The organism is Paenibacillus sabuli (genome assembly GCF_014705605.1).
Taxonomy (GTDB): Bacteria; Bacillota; Bacilli; order Paenibacillales; family Paenibacillaceae; genus Paenibacillus_D; species Paenibacillus_D sabuli.
Genome location: NZ_JACXIZ010000058.1, coordinates 1 through 15,899 on the forward strand (window position 1 = coordinate 1; position 15,899 = coordinate 15,899).

General features: G+C 59.2%; 13 protein-coding genes, 1 tRNA gene, 1 pseudogene and 1 other annotated feature. Of the genes and pseudogenes, 7 read left to right on the forward strand and 8 right to left on the reverse strand.

Annotated features, from left to right (window positions below):
• The 5 genes from IDH44_RS23630 to clpC form a co-directional block, all read left to right on the forward strand.
• Nucleotides 1-1,392 (forward strand): GNAT family N-acetyltransferase (locus IDH44_RS23630; protein WP_190921298.1); only part of this gene is annotated, 1,392 nt, incomplete at its 5' end.
• 235 nt (nucleotides 1,393-1,627) lie between these two features.
• A complete protein-coding gene (locus IDH44_RS23635; RefSeq protein WP_190921299.1) occupies nucleotides 1,628-2,089 on the forward strand; it encodes a CtsR family transcriptional regulator in 462 nt (153 codons plus the stop codon).
• 22 nt (nucleotides 2,090-2,111) lie between these two features.
• A complete protein-coding gene (locus IDH44_RS23640; RefSeq protein ID WP_190921328.1) occupies nucleotides 2,112-2,633 on the forward strand; it encodes a UvrB/UvrC motif-containing protein in 522 nt (173 codons plus the stop codon).
• Between the two features lie 48 nt (nucleotides 2,634-2,681).
• A complete protein-coding gene (locus tag IDH44_RS23645; protein WP_190921300.1) occupies nucleotides 2,682-3,746 on the forward strand; it encodes a protein arginine kinase in 1,065 nt (354 codons plus the stop codon).
• Between the two features lie 17 nt (nucleotides 3,747-3,763).
• The gene (gene clpC, locus IDH44_RS23650) at nucleotides 3,764-6,226 is read left to right on the forward strand and encodes an ATP-dependent protease ATP-binding subunit ClpC (RefSeq protein WP_190921301.1); all 2,463 of its coding nucleotides are present in this window, start codon (nucleotides 3,764-3,766) and stop codon (nucleotides 6,224-6,226) included.
• A gap of 159 nt (nucleotides 6,227-6,385) precedes the next feature.
• Here the strand turns inward: clpC and IDH44_RS23655 are convergent, their stop codons facing one another.
• The 5 genes and pseudogenes from IDH44_RS23655 to mscL form a co-directional block, all read right to left on the reverse strand.
• Nucleotides 6,386-6,820 (reverse strand): universal stress protein, encoded by a 435-nt coding sequence (locus tag IDH44_RS23655; protein WP_190921302.1) that lies wholly within the window; start codon nucleotides 6,818-6,820, stop codon nucleotides 6,386-6,388.
• Nucleotides 6,821-6,989: 169 nt separating this feature from the next.
• A tRNA-Thr gene (locus IDH44_RS23660) sits at nucleotides 6,990-7,065 on the reverse strand.
• A 94-nt stretch (nucleotides 7,066-7,159) separates the two neighbouring features.
• Nucleotides 7,160-7,261 (reverse strand): annotated as a pseudogene (locus IDH44_RS23665) (PLDc N-terminal domain-containing protein); the annotation flags it as partial.
• A gap of 673 nt (nucleotides 7,262-7,934) precedes the next feature.
• Nucleotides 7,935-8,579, reverse strand: coding sequence for an NUDIX hydrolase (locus IDH44_RS23670; protein ID WP_190921303.1), 645 nt, complete (start codon nucleotides 8,577-8,579; stop codon nucleotides 7,935-7,937).
• Entirely contained in the window at nucleotides 8,576-9,067 is a 492-nt protein-coding gene (gene mscL, locus IDH44_RS23675) for a large conductance mechanosensitive channel protein MscL (RefSeq protein WP_190921304.1), read from the reverse strand. Before mscL ends, IDH44_RS23670 begins: the two co-directional genes overlap by 4 nt.
• 158 nt (nucleotides 9,068-9,225) lie before the next feature.
• Here mscL and IDH44_RS23680 point away from each other — a divergent pair, with 158 nt between their 5' ends.
• Entirely contained in the window at nucleotides 9,226-11,034 is a 1,809-nt protein-coding gene (locus tag IDH44_RS23680) for an ATP-binding protein (protein ID WP_190921305.1), read from the forward strand.
• Nucleotides 11,035-11,044: 10 nt separating this feature from the next.
• Here the strand turns inward: IDH44_RS23680 and IDH44_RS23685 are convergent, their stop codons facing one another.
• Nucleotides 11,045-11,647: a TVP38/TMEM64 family protein gene (locus IDH44_RS23685; RefSeq protein ID WP_190921329.1), complete on the reverse strand. Its 603-nt coding sequence runs from the start codon at nucleotides 11,645-11,647 to the stop codon at nucleotides 11,045-11,047.
• Nucleotides 11,647-12,819: an MFS transporter gene (locus tag IDH44_RS23690; protein WP_223869982.1), complete on the reverse strand. Its 1,173-nt coding sequence runs from the start codon at nucleotides 12,817-12,819 to the stop codon at nucleotides 11,647-11,649. Before IDH44_RS23690 ends, IDH44_RS23685 begins: the two co-directional genes overlap by 1 nt.
• A 261-nt stretch (nucleotides 12,820-13,080) precedes the next feature.
• Here IDH44_RS23690 and IDH44_RS23695 point away from each other — a divergent pair, with 261 nt between their 5' ends.
• Nucleotides 13,081-14,055 carry an aldo/keto reductase gene (locus IDH44_RS23695; RefSeq protein WP_190921306.1) on the forward strand — a complete coding sequence of 325 codons (975 nt, stop codon included), beginning with the start codon at nucleotides 13,081-13,083 and terminating at the stop codon, nucleotides 14,053-14,055.
• Nucleotides 14,056-14,084: 29 nt separating this feature from the next.
• On the opposite strand, the gene ilvA is transcribed toward IDH44_RS23695, so the two are convergent.
• Nucleotides 14,085-15,362 carry a threonine ammonia-lyase IlvA gene (ilvA, locus tag IDH44_RS23700; protein ID WP_190921307.1) on the reverse strand — a complete coding sequence of 426 codons (1,278 nt, stop codon included), beginning with the start codon at nucleotides 15,360-15,362 and terminating at the stop codon, nucleotides 14,085-14,087.
• Between the two features lie 54 nt (nucleotides 15,363-15,416).
• Nucleotides 15,417-15,703: a binding site (T-box leader), on the reverse strand.
• Nucleotides 15,704-15,899: the final 196 nt, after the last annotated feature.

Here is a 15,899-nt window from a genome sequence, read left to right on the forward strand (position 1 = left end):
CCCTTCAGCGCCGATGGTACTTGGACCGCAGGGTCCTGGGAGAGTAGGACGTCGCCGAGCAACCATGCACAGCCCCTTGAGATTTCGGTCTCTAGGGGCTGTGCTTTTGCTTGTTTTGGCCACATATTTGAAGCACATCCTTGCCTATGGCATAATGACTGTATTCAGAATGAAGGGGGAGCGCAAGTGGAAATTCGGAATGCCCGGGCTGAGGAATGGGAGCTATTTTTGGCACTTGGTCAATATGCGTTTCAATACGAGCTCTCTGAGGCGGATCAAGAGGATTGGAAGAGGCGCTTTGAGTCGCTTCATGTATGGGGAGCCTTTGAAGGGGAAAGCTTGCAGGCCATGCTTATCGTTATTCCGCTCCACATGTACTTGCAAGGCCAGTCCGTGGAGATGGGCGGAGTTGCGTCCGTGGCAACATGGCCGGAGCAGCGGCGTAATGGGGCTGTCAAGCGTTTGATCCAGCAAGCGTTGCAGCACATGAGAAGCGAGGGACAAGCCTGGTCGATGCTGGCTCCGTTCAGCTATGGCTTCTATCGCAAATATGGATGGGAGATGCTGACGGAGCATCGAACATACACCCTTGCCAAAACACAGCTTCCGCAGCCTCAGGACGTAGGAGGGCGTGTCGAACGAAGACCGGTTTTGAATGGCGCGCTTGCCAAGGAGCTATCCCCGCTGTATGAGGCCTATGCCAGCCGTTATAACGGTACGCTTCAGCGAACCTTGGAGTGGTGGGAGACGTCCGTGTTTAAGCGCAAGTCCGGTCAAGCCGCCATTTATTATAATGAAGCGAACGAGCCGCGTGGGTATGTGGTGTATGCATGCAAGAATCGGAACTTGCACGTCCACGAACTGGTCGCGCTTGACGAGCAGGCCCGGCGAGGCATTTGGCGATTTTTAAGCAATCACGATTCAATGATCAATCACCTGTATTGGAGCGCGCCGATGGACGATCGCCTTCCTGCGCAGCTCCCCGATCCGAGAATTGGGCAAAGCATTGAGCCCTACTTTATGGTCCGTATTGTCGACGTGATGGGGGCATTGTCGGACTATCCGTTTGAGACTGTCTCAGGCGCATCTTCCGTTCGTTGCATACGATTGACGATTGAAGATGCGACATGCGCCTGGAATCAGGGCGTATTTGAACTGACTCCCGAGGCGGCAGGCTCGGTGCGGGTCTCTCGTGCTTCGGCGGATGAAACGGACGGTTTGAATGGCGTATCGCTGGCGTGCGATATACAGACCTTGTCCGTCATGATGAGCGGGTATTTACGCCCTTTCGAGCTGTATCGCATGCTTCGTTTGCAGGGCGACGAGGAAGCGGTGCGCATGCTTGAGCAGCTGATCCCGGCACGGCCGACGGGCATGCTCGATTTTTTTTGACCCCGACGGGTTCCGTTTCGCCAGGCCTTCTTCGATGTGTAATACCGATTGAACGTCCCCTTCTCGCACTCGCCGCATAACCGTCCGAAAGTTGCTTACCCTAGTGTGTAGCATTCTGCAGCGGATTGCGGCAAAAGCACTTGACCGGATTTCCATTATGCGTGTATAATAAAGTCAAAGAAAGTCAAAGTCAAGTGCATGGTTGACTGGAGACGTTTACGGGGAGGTTGGTGATATGCGAAACATTTCGGATACGTTGGAGCATTTCTTGAAGCAAATGCTGCATGCCAGCCCGGAAGGCGCGATCGAAATTCGGCGCAACGATTTGGCCGATCGGTTTTCCTGTGTGCCGTCGCAAATCAATTATGTCATCAGCACGCGATTTACGTTGGAAAAAGGTTACCTGGTGGAAAGCAAACGAGGGGGCGGCGGCTACATTCGTATTCAACGCGTGGAGCTGCCGATGCTCAAGGCGATTCACGGCCATATCCAGCAAACCATCGGCACGCGCGTCGATCAGGAGGCCGCTGAGGGATTAATTTACCAGCTTAAGGAGGCCTCGATGATTTCGACACGGGAAGCCAACCTGCTGCGGGCAGCCGTTCACCGCGAGGCCATCGCCCTGAAGCTCCCGTTGCGCGATGAGATTCGTGCCAACATCCTGAAGGCGATGCTCATTTCGCTGCTGGCGAAGTGAGGGAGGAAAGGAGGCGTTGACGATGCTATGCCAGGAATGCGGAAACAAGCCGGCGACCTTGCATTTCACAAAAATTGTGAATGGCGAAAAAACGGAGTTTCACATTTGCGAATCCTGTGCACGGGAAAAAGGCGAAATGCTGCCGGGAACGTCGGGCGGATTTTCCATTCACAGTTTGTTGTCGGGATTAATGGATTTCGAAAAAAGCGGCCCATCGTCGAGCATCGGCCCCAAGCCGCAAACGCTGCGCTGCGAGGACTGCGGCCTGACCTATACGCAGTTTAGCAAGATTGGCCGGTTTGGCTGCAGCTCTTGCTATCGGTATTTTGCGGGACGCCTCGACCCGCTCTTCAAGCGGGTGCACGGCAACACCGTGCATGTCGGCAAAATCCCGAAGCGCTCCGGCGGCGAAATTCAGGACCGACGCGAGCTGGACCGGCTCAAGCAAGAGCTGCACCAGCGCATCGAGATGGAGGAATTCGAAGATGCCGCAAGTCTCCGCGATCGCATACGCGAGCTGGAGCGCAAGCTGACGGATGCCTAGCAAGAAGTGCCGGGGCGTTGTCAATCGAGTGCAACAGGAGGGGTGGATGTGGAAAAAAGACGTTTTGCCCAGGACGCGCTCAGCGAATGGATGAGAAACGAAGGTCCCGATTCCGAGATTGTCATCAGCAGCAGGATTCGCGTGGCGCGCAATTTGAAGCATCAGCCATTTCCGATGCTGGCGACCAACCAGCAGTCGCGCGAGGTGATGGAGCAGTTAACGGCTGTCGCTAAGCATGACAAGCTGCAGGATCTGGGCAGCTTTGAATCGTTTGATTTGTCCGAGCTCAACGAGCTGGAAAAAAAAGTGCTGGTGGAAAAGCATCTGATCAGTCCGAATCTGGCCAATGATTCGCGCGGCGGCGCCGTCGTCCTCAGCGCTACGGAATCGATCAGCATTATGATTAACGAAGAGGACCATCTTCGCATTCAATGTCTATACCCCGGCTTTCAGATTCGCGAGGCGTGGGCGACCGCCGGCCGGATCGACGATCTGTTCGAACAAGAGGTCGATTACGCCTTCGATGAGCGCAAAGGGTACTTGACCAGCTGTCCGACCAATGTAGGCACCGGTATTCGGGCCTCGGTCATGATGCATCTGCCTGCGCTTGTGCTGACGCAGCAGATTAATCGCATCCTCTCGGCGATTACCCAGGTCGGGCTGGCGGTGCGCGGCTTGTACGGGGAGGGCAGCGAGGCGGTCGGCAACTTGTTTCAGATCTCCAATCAGATTACCCTCGGGCAGTCCGAGGAGGAGATCATCGATAATCTGCACAGCGTGGCGCGGCAGATAATCGAGCATGAGAAGGCGGCGCGCGAGCGCCTGCTGGCCGAATCCCGCGTACGAGTCGAAGACCGTGTCCGCCGTTCTTACGGAATCTTGTCTCACGCTTCGATCATGGATTCCAAGGAAGCGGCGCAGCGCTTGTCCGATGTGCGGCTCGGAATTGATCTGGAGCTGATTCAAAATTTGTCTCCACAGGTAATGAATGAATTAATGGTACTTACGCAGCCGGGCTTCCTGCAACAGGTATTCGACGAACGATTGAATGCGGAGCAGCGGGATATCCGGCGAGCGGAGCTGATTCGCCGTTACTTGTCACCAAAAACATAAGCACGGAGGTGTTTTAGATGATGTTTGGAAGATTTACGGAACGGGCTCAGAAAGTGCTGGCACTGGCGCAAGAAGAGGCGGTTCGCCTCGGACACAACAACATCGGAACCGAACACATCCTGCTCGGCTTGATTCGCGAAGGCGAAGGGATCGCTGCCAAAGCGTTGACCGGCCTCGGCCTCGGGCTCGAAAAAATCCAGGATGAGGTAGAATCGCTCATCGGCCGCGGGCAGGAACAGCCGACAAATATCGCGTATACGCCGCGGGCCAAAAAAGTCATTGAATTGTCCATGGACGAAGCGCGTAAGCTCGGCCACACGTACGTCGGCACCGAACATATCCTGCTCGGTCTGATTCGCGAGGGCGAGGGCGTGGCGGCACGGGTGCTCAACAACCTGGGCATCAGCCTGAACAAGGCGCGCCAACAGGTGCTGCAGCTGCTAGGCAGCAGCGAATCGGTGTCCAGCAGCAGCGGCTCGTCCGCCAATGTGAATACTCCGACGCTGGACGGTCTGGCGCGCGATCTGACGGCCTCGGCGAAGGAGAGCAATCTCGACCCCGTCATCGGCCGCAGCAAGGAGATTGAGCGCGTCATCCAGGTGCTCAGCCGTCGTACCAAAAACAACCCGGTGCTGATCGGCGAGCCCGGCGTCGGCAAGACGGCGATCGCCGAAGGGCTGGCGCAAAAGATCATCGCCAACGAAATTCCCGAAACGCTGCGCGACAAGCGCGTCATGACGCTCGATATGGGCTCGGTCGTGGCGGGCACTAAGTACCGCGGCGAGTTCGAGGATCGGCTCAAAAAAATCATGGACGAAATTCGTCAGGCCGGCAACATCGTGCTCTTCATCGACGAGCTGCATACGCTGATCGGAGCCGGCGGCGCCGAAGGCGCAATCGACGCATCGAATATTCTCAAGCCTGCGCTGGCTAGAGGCGAGCTGCAGTGCATCGGCGCGACGACCCTGGACGAGTATCGCAAGTACATCGAGAAGGATGCCGCGCTGGAGCGCCGCTTCCAGCCGATTACCGTGGACCAGCCGTCGCCGGAAGAAGCCATTCAGATCCTGAACGGGCTCCGCGACCGCTACGAGGCGCATCATCGCGTGAAAATTACCGACGAGGCGATCGAGCAAGCAGTGAAGCTGTCCGACCGCTACATCACCGACCGCTTCCTGCCGGACAAAGCGATCGACCTGATCGACGAGGCGGGCTCCAAAGTGAGACTGCGCTCGTACACGGTACCGCCGAATCTCAAGGACCTGGAAAATCGTCTGGAGGATATCCGCAAGGAGAAGGACGCTGCGGTGCAAAGTCAGGAGTTCGAAAAAGCGGCGGCGCTGCGCGATACCGAGCAGAAGATCCGCGAAGAGCTGGACGTGACGAAAAACAGCTGGAAGGAAAAGCAAGGCCGCACCGATTCCGAGGTAACGCCCGAGGATATCGCACAGGTCGTGGCGAGCTGGACCGGAATACCTGTCAGCAAGCTGGCAGAGGAGGAGACGGAGCGTCTGCTCAAAATGGAGGATATCCTGCATGACCGGGTAATCGGCCAAGGAGACGCCGTCAAGGCCGTCTCGCGGGCGATCCGTCGCGCCAGAGCAGGGCTGAAGGATCCGAAGCGTCCGATGGGCTCCTTCATCTTCCTCGGTCCGACAGGGGTCGGCAAAACCGAGCTGGCGCGCGCGCTCGCCGAGGCGATGTTCGGCGACGAGAATGCGGTGATCCGCATTGATATGTCCGAGTACATGGAGAAGCATTCGACCTCGCGTCTGGTCGGCGCGCCTCCGGGATATGTCGGGTACGAGGAAGGCGGCCAGCTCACCGAGAAAGTGCGCCGCAAGCCGTATTCGGTCGTCCTGCTCGACGAGATCGAAAAGGCGCATCCGGAGGTCTTCAACATTTTGCTGCAAGTACTGGAGGACGGCCGTCTGACCGATTCCAAGGGGCGGGTCGTAGACTTCCGCAATACGCTGATCATCATGACGTCGAACGTCGGCGCCGATCAGATCAAGCGCAATTCGACGCTCGGCTTCACGGCGGTACAGGATTCGGGGCATGAGTTCGAGAAAATGAAGGAAAAAGTGCTGGCGGAGCTGAAGAAAAGCTTCCGTCCGGAATTCCTCAACCGGATCGACGAATCGATCGTCTTCCATTCGCTGGAGGAGGAGCACATAGCCCAGATCGTCACCTTGATGTCCGAGGAGCTGCGCAAGCGGCTGCGCGAGCAAGAGGTCGATTTCGTCCTGACCGAAGCGGCTAAGAAATTTTTGGCCAAGGAAGGATTTGATCCGCAATACGGAGCGCGTCCGCTGCGCAGAGCGATTCAAAAGCATATCGAGGATCGGTTGTCGGAAGAGCTGCTTAAAGGCAATATCACCAAGGGCGATTCGCTGACCATTGATGAGAAGGACGGCGCGTTGACGGTGCAGACCGACAAAACGCAATCAAGCACCCAGAGCGAACCGGCGAGCAAATAACCGGTACGCGGAACGGGCTAAGCGAACGGGCGACGCCGTGCTCGGCGGCGCAGCCCGTTCCGTTCCGAGAATGTCCAAGGCGAAGACCCTGCTGGAGCAAAAGCTCTCGCAGGGTCTTTTAAAATGGCGGTTGGGTTGCTGCTTTCTGGCTCGAGTCTGCTATTTGACCACGTGAATCGGCACCTTGGCATGTTGGATCACATGATGGCTGACGCTGCCCAGGAAAAATTCCTTGATCCCGCCAAGTCCGCGGCTGCCGATAATAATCAGGTCGCTTCCCAATTCTTCGGCTTGCTCGAGAATGGTCTTGCCAGGATTGCCCTGGAGGACCTGCACCTCTGCGTTCACGTCCGGAACTGCGGCAATCAAGGAGCGTGCTTCGGCTGCCAGATTGTCCGCTTCCTCGACGACCGCTACTGAGCTTTCCACAGGAGGCTGAACCATCGCTTCGCCGACAATCATGACGGGAATTTCGTATACATGCAGGACATCCAACCGGGCCTTCCATGTCGCCGCCATGTCAATGCCGGTTTTCAAGGCGCGGATCGATTGCTCTGAACCGTCATAGGCCACCAACAGTTTTTGGTATGGCATTTGAATTCCTCCCTCTTGCATAGATCTCGCTTTATCTATTACCCGATTGAAGAGCGCTTGAATCTCCAGCAAGCCTCATTCATTTTCTACATTTTATCCAGTTTTGAAAAATAAAAAAACGCCAATTTTCGACTGTTCGAAAACCCGCGTTTTTAGCGAAAGTTATGTATGGTGCTGATGAAGGGATTCGAACCCCCGACCTACGCATTACGAATGCGTTGCTCTACCAGCTGAGCTACATCAGCATGAAGCATTTGTTGCAAGACCTCTATTAGGATACGAATTTTCGCGTCAAAAGTCAAGCTTTTTCGGCAAAAAAATTTTACTTGTCCGGGCACGTCAATCCTGGCGGATGAGGAGGTACACGATCAGTCCCACGACAGGAAAAATCAAGGTCGCAATCAGCACCAGCATGGCGTATTCACGGCTGCGGCCCCTCGAGAGCGCATCCCGGTAAGACGATAAAAATAAGAGATACGTCCATCACCCAGAATCACTCCTTTTGTCATGCAGCTTGTTTGCAAGCCTATCCCGTAGTTGGCAGCTTGGATCGCACCGGTACGAGCCCGCAGCAATAGAATGCCATAAGAGGTGATAAAAATGCCGCAAATTCCAAATTTTCCGGCAGACTTACTGGCAGAGCACCGTCAGTGGCATCGCGCGCGTCATGCCTTGGCTATGGATGCCTTGCCACCAGGCTATGGCGAAGATTTTTTGCGCTTCCATCGTCAATATATACGGCGGGTCCTGGACTGGTATGCCCGTCAAGACTACGATCCGGCGCTGGTGGAGGCTTGGTCTGCAGTACCGGAGGCGATCCGCCAGGCGCCATGCTATGACCGGGAGGCGGAGCGCCGCATCGTCATGTATCCGCAATCGTTTGCGACGCTGGACGAACTGGGACGTTATATCGAATCCAGCGGCCTGCACGGCTGTATCCACCAAGAGGCTGCAAGCCTTTACAACGAGCCGGCCATTAACGATTTTGACGTGGCTCCGGGCAGTACGATCTTCTACAACATTCACCGCATGATCGACCGCTGGTATGCGAATTGGGAGGCGGCCGCGGGCGCCTCCCGCCGCCGGGACGGCCGGGAAGCAGGGCTCCGCTCCGCTAGTACGGCTGCCCGAGCGCCTCGGCCAAGCGTCGCAGCGTCTGGGAGTAATAGCCGTGTCGGCGGGGGACGAAGGCGTCCGCACGCACCAGCCGGCGCTCGGACAGCAGCCGGCCGTCGCCCGCTGCGGCATAGCCTGCGGCGCGGATCTCCGCGACTTCGTCTTCGAAGAGGGCGATCAGCGCAGGCAGCTCCGCTTCGTAGATCCCGGCCACTTCTTCGGGCTGCGGCCGCAGCGCCTCGAGCGGTAGATCGGCCAGCCAGCCATAGACGGCGCTGAACTCGCGGTCGACCACGCGCCGGCCATGCGCCAGGAAGCTCCGTTCTTCGCGCACTTCTCCCAGCGGGATCAGCGCTTCGAACGGGGCCGCGACCCCCAGCTCTTCCTCAATCTCGCGCGTCGCCTCCCGCACCGTCTCGCCGGCGGCAAGATGGCCGGCGGCGGTGACGTCGAAGCAGCCGGGATACGTGTCCTTGGCTGCATGGCGGCGCTGGAAGCGCACGAATAGCGCGCCTGAGCCGCGCCGCGCCAGCCAACAGTGCAAGGTGCGGTGCCAATAGCCCTGCCGGTGCGCCTCCGCTCGCGTAGCCGTGCCGAGCGGACGTCCGCTCGCATCATAGATATCGAGCCGCTCCTCGGTCAACGGATCGTCGTTTCCGTCAGGTGGGAGGTGCAGTGGCTGCAGCGGGTCGCTTTAATGGGCACCTTGGACAGGCAGTACGGACACTCCTTCTCCGTCGGTTCGGCCGGCGCCTCTTCCTTCTGCTCTTCCTTGCGGCGCAGCCGGTTCATCAGCTTGATGACCGAGAAAATGCTGACCGCGACAATGATGAAGTTGAGCACCACATTAATAAAGTTGCCATACGCGATTACCGCGACTCCGGCCGCATTGGCCTGCTCAAGTGAGACGATCGGATTGCCTTCGGCGGTTGTTTTGTAGGGCTCCAGATTAATGAACAGGTCCGCAAAATTGACGTCTCCCAGCAGCTTGCCTATAGGAGGCATCACGATGTCATTGACAAGCGATGTGACAATCCGCCCGAATGCGCCGCCGATAATGACGCCCACAGCGAGGTCGATGACATTTCCTTTTACTGCAAATTCGCGCAATTCTTTCAGAAATCCGGACATTCTTTACCTCCTCTCTGTACTTGATAGTATACCCGATTATCGGCCCTGCGATCAAAAGATTGCTAGAATGATAAAAAAGGATTTGGTTCGAAATTGTCGAATTTTAACATTCAAAGACGGAAATTTATATGTTGACTACGACATGGATGAGGGGACAAATGAGCGAACAGTTCGACACGACCAAGCTGCTTTTTGTTCTGCTGGCCTTGCTGATCAGCATCTTGTCTTCCTATACGATGTTTCAGCTGATCGGCAACCTGCGGGCCTGGCGCGGCCCGCGCCGCAGAGTCTGGCTGTTCGGGGCGGCCGCCGTATTCGGACTCGGCGTGACCGTCGGCCATTTCCTGATCATGATTGCGGCCGAAGCGATGATCACGATCGACGGCTCGATCTGTCTGCTGCTGCTGATCGCCACTTTGCTGGCCTACGCCTCCTTCCGCGTGCTCGCGGGAGGTCTTCACCCGGCGCTGCGTCTGGCTGCGGCCAGCCTGCTGCTGGCTGCGGCTTTGTGCGGGCTCTTTTACACGAGCATACTCAGCGGACCGATTCGGCAGTTCGAGCTGCATCACGAGTATATGGGGATCACGATGCTGGTCACTTGGGCGGGCGTTTTTGCCTCCTATGCGGCATTCAACATCGCGCGGGGCTACTCGATTCTGGCGGGGACGATCATGCTGGGCGTGACGACGATTGCGATGCAATTGCTCGGCATCGACGCCGTCCAAGTGGAATACGCGGCGATCATGACGGCGGATCGGCTCCGCGAGACGCTGACGCAGCTCATGCTGCTGCTGGGCATCGGGACGCTGCTGGTGACGGGCTTTTGCCTGGTGACCTGGCTGACGAACAAGCGATTGGAGCAGGTAGGCGAGCAATATCGGCTGCTGGTGGAGAATTCCATCGACATGATCGCGATTATCTGCGAAGGGCAGTGGCGCTACGTCAACCGCTCCGGCCTGCGGCTATTCGAAGCCGATGCGCCGGAAGACCTGATCGGCAAGTCGATCTACGGCTACCTGCATCCTAAGCACCATCGGGCGGCGCGCGCCAGATTAAAGTCGCTGGAGCCGGAGGCGGCGCATGCGCCGAGCGAGCAGGAATGGTACACGGTCAAGGGCAAGCCGCTCTATACCGAGGTGGTCGAGACGCTGACGACGCTGGCGGGCAAGCCGGCGGTGCAGGTCATCATTCGGGACATTTCCGAACGCAAAAAAAACGAGGAATTGCTGATCAATTCCGAAAAGCTGTATGTAGCGGGTCAGTTGGCCGCCGGCATCGCCCACGAGATCCGCAATCCGCTCACCTCGCTCAAGGGCTTCCTGCAGCTGATCGTCTCGGGCCGCAGCGCCAACAAAAATTACTACGACATCATGAAGTCCGAGCTGGTGCGGATCGAATCGATCGTCAGCGAGCTGCTGATGCTGTCCAAGCCGCAGGTCTACGAGCTGGCCTACAAGGATGTGCGTCAGATCATGGGCGATACGATCACGCTGCTCGAGGCCCAGGCGACGCTGCACGATATCGAGCTGTCGGCATCCTACGATCCGGAGCCGCTCTGGATCTACGGCGTGGAGAATCAGGTGAAGCAGGTCTTCATCAACGTGCTGAAAAATGCAATCGAAGTCATGAGCGAAGGCGGCCGCATCACCATCGCGTGTATACGGAAGGAAGAGGAGGTTGTGGTACGCATCTCCGATCAGGGGCCGGGCATCGCGGAGGAGCAATTGGCCAAGATGGGGCAGCCCTTCTATACGACCAAGGACAAAGGGACCGGGCTCGGCCTCATGGTCAGCTACAAAATCGTGGACAATCATCACGGCCGCATTCGGGCGCACAGCGAGCTCGGCACGGGGACGACGATGGAGATCGCGCTGCCGTATGCCCGTCGGCAGACGTCCGGCGAAGCCGCGGACAACGTCACGTCCATTCACCGGTTCCGCCCGGAGGGCGGCGGCACGCCGCAATAGGCGCGCCTGCTCAAGTCTGAAAACGCAGCTCCAGTTTTTTGCCGAAGAACCACATGCCGAGCAGCACGGCGGCGGCCACCAGGAGGCGCCACGGCTCGGTGACGATGTCGGTAATGTCGAAGCTGATCAGCGAGATGCTGGTGATCATTACCGCCTTGCCGAGCAGGATCGCAATCGTAAACGTGCGCGGCGGCACGCCGCTCAGGCCGGCCGCAAGATTGATCAGCGACGACGGCGTAAAGGGGAAGCAGGCGAGCAGAAAAATCGGCGTGAAGCCCTTCTCCTCGATCCAGCGGAAGAAGCGGTCGCTCCCCGGAAAGCGACGGCGCAGCCACGACCCGAAGCGGCCGCCGAGCGTACGCGCAACCCAGAAGACGAGTAGACAGCCGACCGAGACGCCGATCCAGGAATAGAGAATGCCCAGCCCCAGCCCATAAATATTCGCATTGGCCGCGACGATCAGCAGGAGCGGCAAAAACGGCAGCATCGCCTCGACGATCGGCGCCGCAATGCCTGGCAGCGGGCCCCATGCCGCGTAGCTCTCAAGCGTATGCTGCAGCTGCTCCGGCTCCATATGGCGCAGCTCGCGAATCCATTCGTACAATTGACTCATCACAGCCCATCCATCCTTTGCCCGAAAACGAAATAAAACAAACCGATCAAACCAAATAAAATGGCGCTGACGACGACCACCGGCGTCTCGCCGTGCAGGGAGGCGAGCACGCCGCCCAGCACCGGACCGACCATGACGCCGATGCCCTCGATTGTAGACATCAGGCCCCAGCCGAGGCCTTGCTGCTGCGGCGGGATATAGGCGGCCAGCAGCGCGTTCCAGGCGGGCAATACGGCGGCGTAGGAGCAGCCCAGGACGGCGGCCAGCGCGAGGCATGCCCAGACGGGCGGCTGCGCGGTCAACGCATACAACGTCAGCGCGAACAGGCCGAAGCCGGCCACCAGGAACCATTTTTTGCCCCCCACCCGATCCGAGAGGCGACCCATCGGCATCAGCCCCGCCACCGTGCATAGCCCCCCCGCCATCAACAAGAAGGAATACTGCGAGCTGCCGATGCCGAGTTGCTTCTCGGCAAAGCTGGGCAGGATCGGGACGAGCATCGCGGCGCCGGTCGTCTGCAGGATCATGCCCGGCAGGAGCGGACGCAGCTGCCGCAGCTTGTCTCCGAGGATCGCCAGCTGACTGCGCAGCGGCACGGTGCGCACCGTCTGGACCGTGCGATTGGTGATCAGCAGCGACAGCGCCCACGCAGCCAGCGAGAGCGCGACCAGCAAGAAGTAAGTGAAGCGCGCGCTCGTGTCCAGCAGCCAATTGCAGACGATCGGCCCGGCGCCCAGGCCGACGAACCAGATCGTGTAGAGGAAGCCCATCTTGGTGGCGCGCCGCTCGTCCGTGACCTTCATCAGGCAGACGATCCAGATCGGCGAGACGCCGATGCCGTACAAGGCGGAAGCGGTAATGACGAGCCATGGCGCTATGGCGCTGCCGAGCAGGACGACGCCGCACAAGGAGATCAGCAGCCCGGTATGCACGACGAAGCGTACCGAAAAGCGATCCAGCAAATAGCCGATGGCCAGCTTGAGCGCGGTGTCGGTCAAATAATGCGCGGTGATCGCGATGCCGATGACGTCGAGCGAGAGGCCGAGCACTTTTTCGCCGTAAATGGGCAGGAAGCTGATCAGCAGCGCGCCGCGTACGAAATCGACCAAGAGCAAAATCAGTGCGAGCAGCAGCATTTCGGGACCGAACAGACCGCGTGGCAATCCTTTCAACTCGTCTCACGCTCCTTCCATTATAGAATTACTATCCATTATGGACAACGTCGGCGGTCGCCATGCCGTATACCTGGGATTACCCGCCAGACGGCGCTGCGAAAGCATGGGAGATCAACGGGCGCCAGAACGCTCTGGCAGGCCGGACTAGCCCCGCGGTCGCCGATTGCATTATACTACAGGTGTGTCCGTGCGGCCAGCAGGCGACGGCGTCCGCGGGCCGCACGCAAAATTTGAACCGGTAAGGAGCGTGAAGCAAGCATGCAATACACGGCGTTGGGCCGGTCCGGTCTCAAGGTGAGCCGGCTGTGCCTGGGTACGATGAATTTTGGCGTAGAGACGGAGCAGCAGGAAGCGTTTCGCATTATGGATGCGGCGCTGGACGCGGGCATCAATTTTTTTGATACGGCTAATGTATACGGCAGGGAGAATCGGGGCCTCACTGAGGAGATCCTCGGGCGCTGGTTCGCCCAGGGCGGCGGTCGGCGCGAGCGCACGGTGCTGGCGACGAAGTTCCACGGCGACATGTCGGATGCGGCGGACGGCCCCAACGGGTCGCGCGGCTTGTCCGCATACAAGCTGAAGCGCCACCTGGAAGGCTCGCTGCGACGGCTCCAGACCGATCATATCGAGCTCTATCAGATGCATCATATCGACCGCAGCGTCAGCTGGACCGAGCTGTGGGGCGCCTACGAGACTGCGATCGCCCAGGGCAAAGTCGGCTACGCCGGCTCGAGCAATTTCGCCGGATGGGATCTGGCCGTGGCGCAGGGCGAGGCCAAGGCGCGCGGCTTCCTCGGGCTCGTCTCCGAGCAGCACAAGTACAACCTGCTGTGCCGGCTGCCGGAGCTGGAGGTGCTGCCGGCTGCACAGGCGCACGGCATCGGCATCATCCCGTGGAGCCCGCTGGACGGCGGCTTGCTCGCCGGCAACGCGCTGCGCGGCGGGGCCGGCAAGCGCAGCGGCAACATGGAGCGGGTAGAGAAGCATCGCCGCCAGCTGGAGCAATTCCGCGCGCTCAGCGACGAGCTTGGCTCGCGCGAGGACGTGGTCGCGCTGGCCTGGCTGCTCGCCAACCCCGCCGTGACGGCGCCGATTATCGGCGTGCGCACGATGGAGCAGTTCGAACGCTCGCTCGAAGCGGTTGAACTGCAGCTGGACGATACCGTCCTGGCCCGGCTGGACGAGATCTTCCCGGGACCGGGCGGAACGGCGCCGGTCGCTTATGCCTGGTAACGGCAGGCTCCCGGGCAGCGCGTCCTCAGCTAGATCAGCAAATTAAACAGCAGCGGATCCTTGTTAAGCTCGATGAACCGGAACCCCTTGCTGCGCATGCGCGCGATCAGCAGCTCGTAATCGTCGCGCTGCCTCAGCTCGATGCCGACGAGAGCGGGCCCGTTGTCCTTGTTGTGCTGCTTGGTATACTCGAAGCGGGTGATGTCGTCGCCCGGCCCGAGCACATCGTCCAGGAATTCCCGCAGCGCCCCGGCGCGCTGCGGGAAATTGACCATGAAATAGTGCTTGATCCCCTCGTACATGAGCGAGCGCTCCTTGATCTCCTGCATGCGGTCGATGTCATTGTTGCCGCCGCTGACGACGCAGACGACAGTCTTGCCGGCGATCGCCTCCCGGTACTGGTCCAGCGCCGCGATCGGCAGGGCGCCCGCGGGCTCGGCGACGATGGCGCTCTCGTTGTACAGATCGAGCAGCGTCGTGCACACCTTGCCCTCCGCGACGACGGCGGTCTCGTCGAGCAGCTCGCGGCACAGGGCGAAGGTCAGCTCGCCCACCTTCTTGACGGCAGCCCCGTCGACGAACTTGTCGATCTCCTCCAGCGGCGTCACCGCGCCGGCCTCCAGCGAGGCCCGCATCGACGGCGCGCCCTCCGGCTCGACCCCGACCAGGCGTACGCCCGGCGCGGCTTGCTTCAGGTAAGCGCCGACCCCGGCCGCCAGACCGCCCCCGCCCACAGTGACGAATACATAGTCGAGCTGCTGCTGCAGCTCGTCGACGATTTCCATGCCGATCGTGCCGTTGCCGGCGATAATTTTGGCGTCGTCGAACGGATGGATAAACGCCATATCCTCCCGCTGACTGGCTGCTATCGCTTCCGCATAGGCATCGTCGAACGTATCGCCGGTGAGCACGATTTCGACCGCGTCGCCTCCAAAGAACGCAACCTGCCGGACCTTCTGGCGCGGGGTGGTGCTGGGCATGTAGATCTTGCCGGGCACGCCGAGCGACTGGCAGGAGTAGGCGACGCCTTGCGCATGATTGCCGGCGCTGGCGCAGATGACGCCGCGCTCCAGTTGCTCGCGCGGCAGCGACCGCATCAAGTAATACGCCCCTCGGATCTTGAAGGAGCGCACCACCTGCAGATCCTCCCGTTTGAGCAGGACGCGGCAGCCGTATCGCTCCGACAACACGCGGCTGTACTGCAGCGGGGTACGGACGATGACCTCCTTCAACTGATGCTGTGCAAACACGATCTCCTCCAGAGCAACGCCCCTCCGCGCGACGCCATACCTCTCGTTCGTATCCATGACTAGACTCCTCCTGTCCAAGCTGCAAATGAATTTAAAAAAAAGCCCCGCCCCAATAGGGACGAGACTATTGCTCGCGATACCACCCTGATTCCGCCGGAGTCTCCGGGCACAAGCCCTGCGAGACCGCCCGAAGGCACTCTGTTCACGTACAAGCATACGTGTTCCCGGTAACGGGGGACGATCGTCCGCGCCTACCGCGTCCCGCATTGGATCGGAACGCTTCGACGCAAATTCTCGGGGAGGATATTCGAGCGCGCGGCGGCCGCCGGCTCGCAGCGAGTTGCCGGCTCTCTGGAGACCGCACGATCGGCTCTACTTGTTCCCGTCATCGAATGCATATGATTACTCCCGTTATACGCCTGTTGGCCGCAAATGTCAACACCAGCTGCGGCGGCCGCCCGCGCGTGCCGGCCAAAGGGAAAATTCAAGCAGGCAATAGCGGCATGAGGATGCATTTTCCGTTAAAAAAAGCGCTTTATCTGGAATGATACTATAGTCTTGGTAACGCTTTGTAAAATAGGCCTAAAGTTGTTG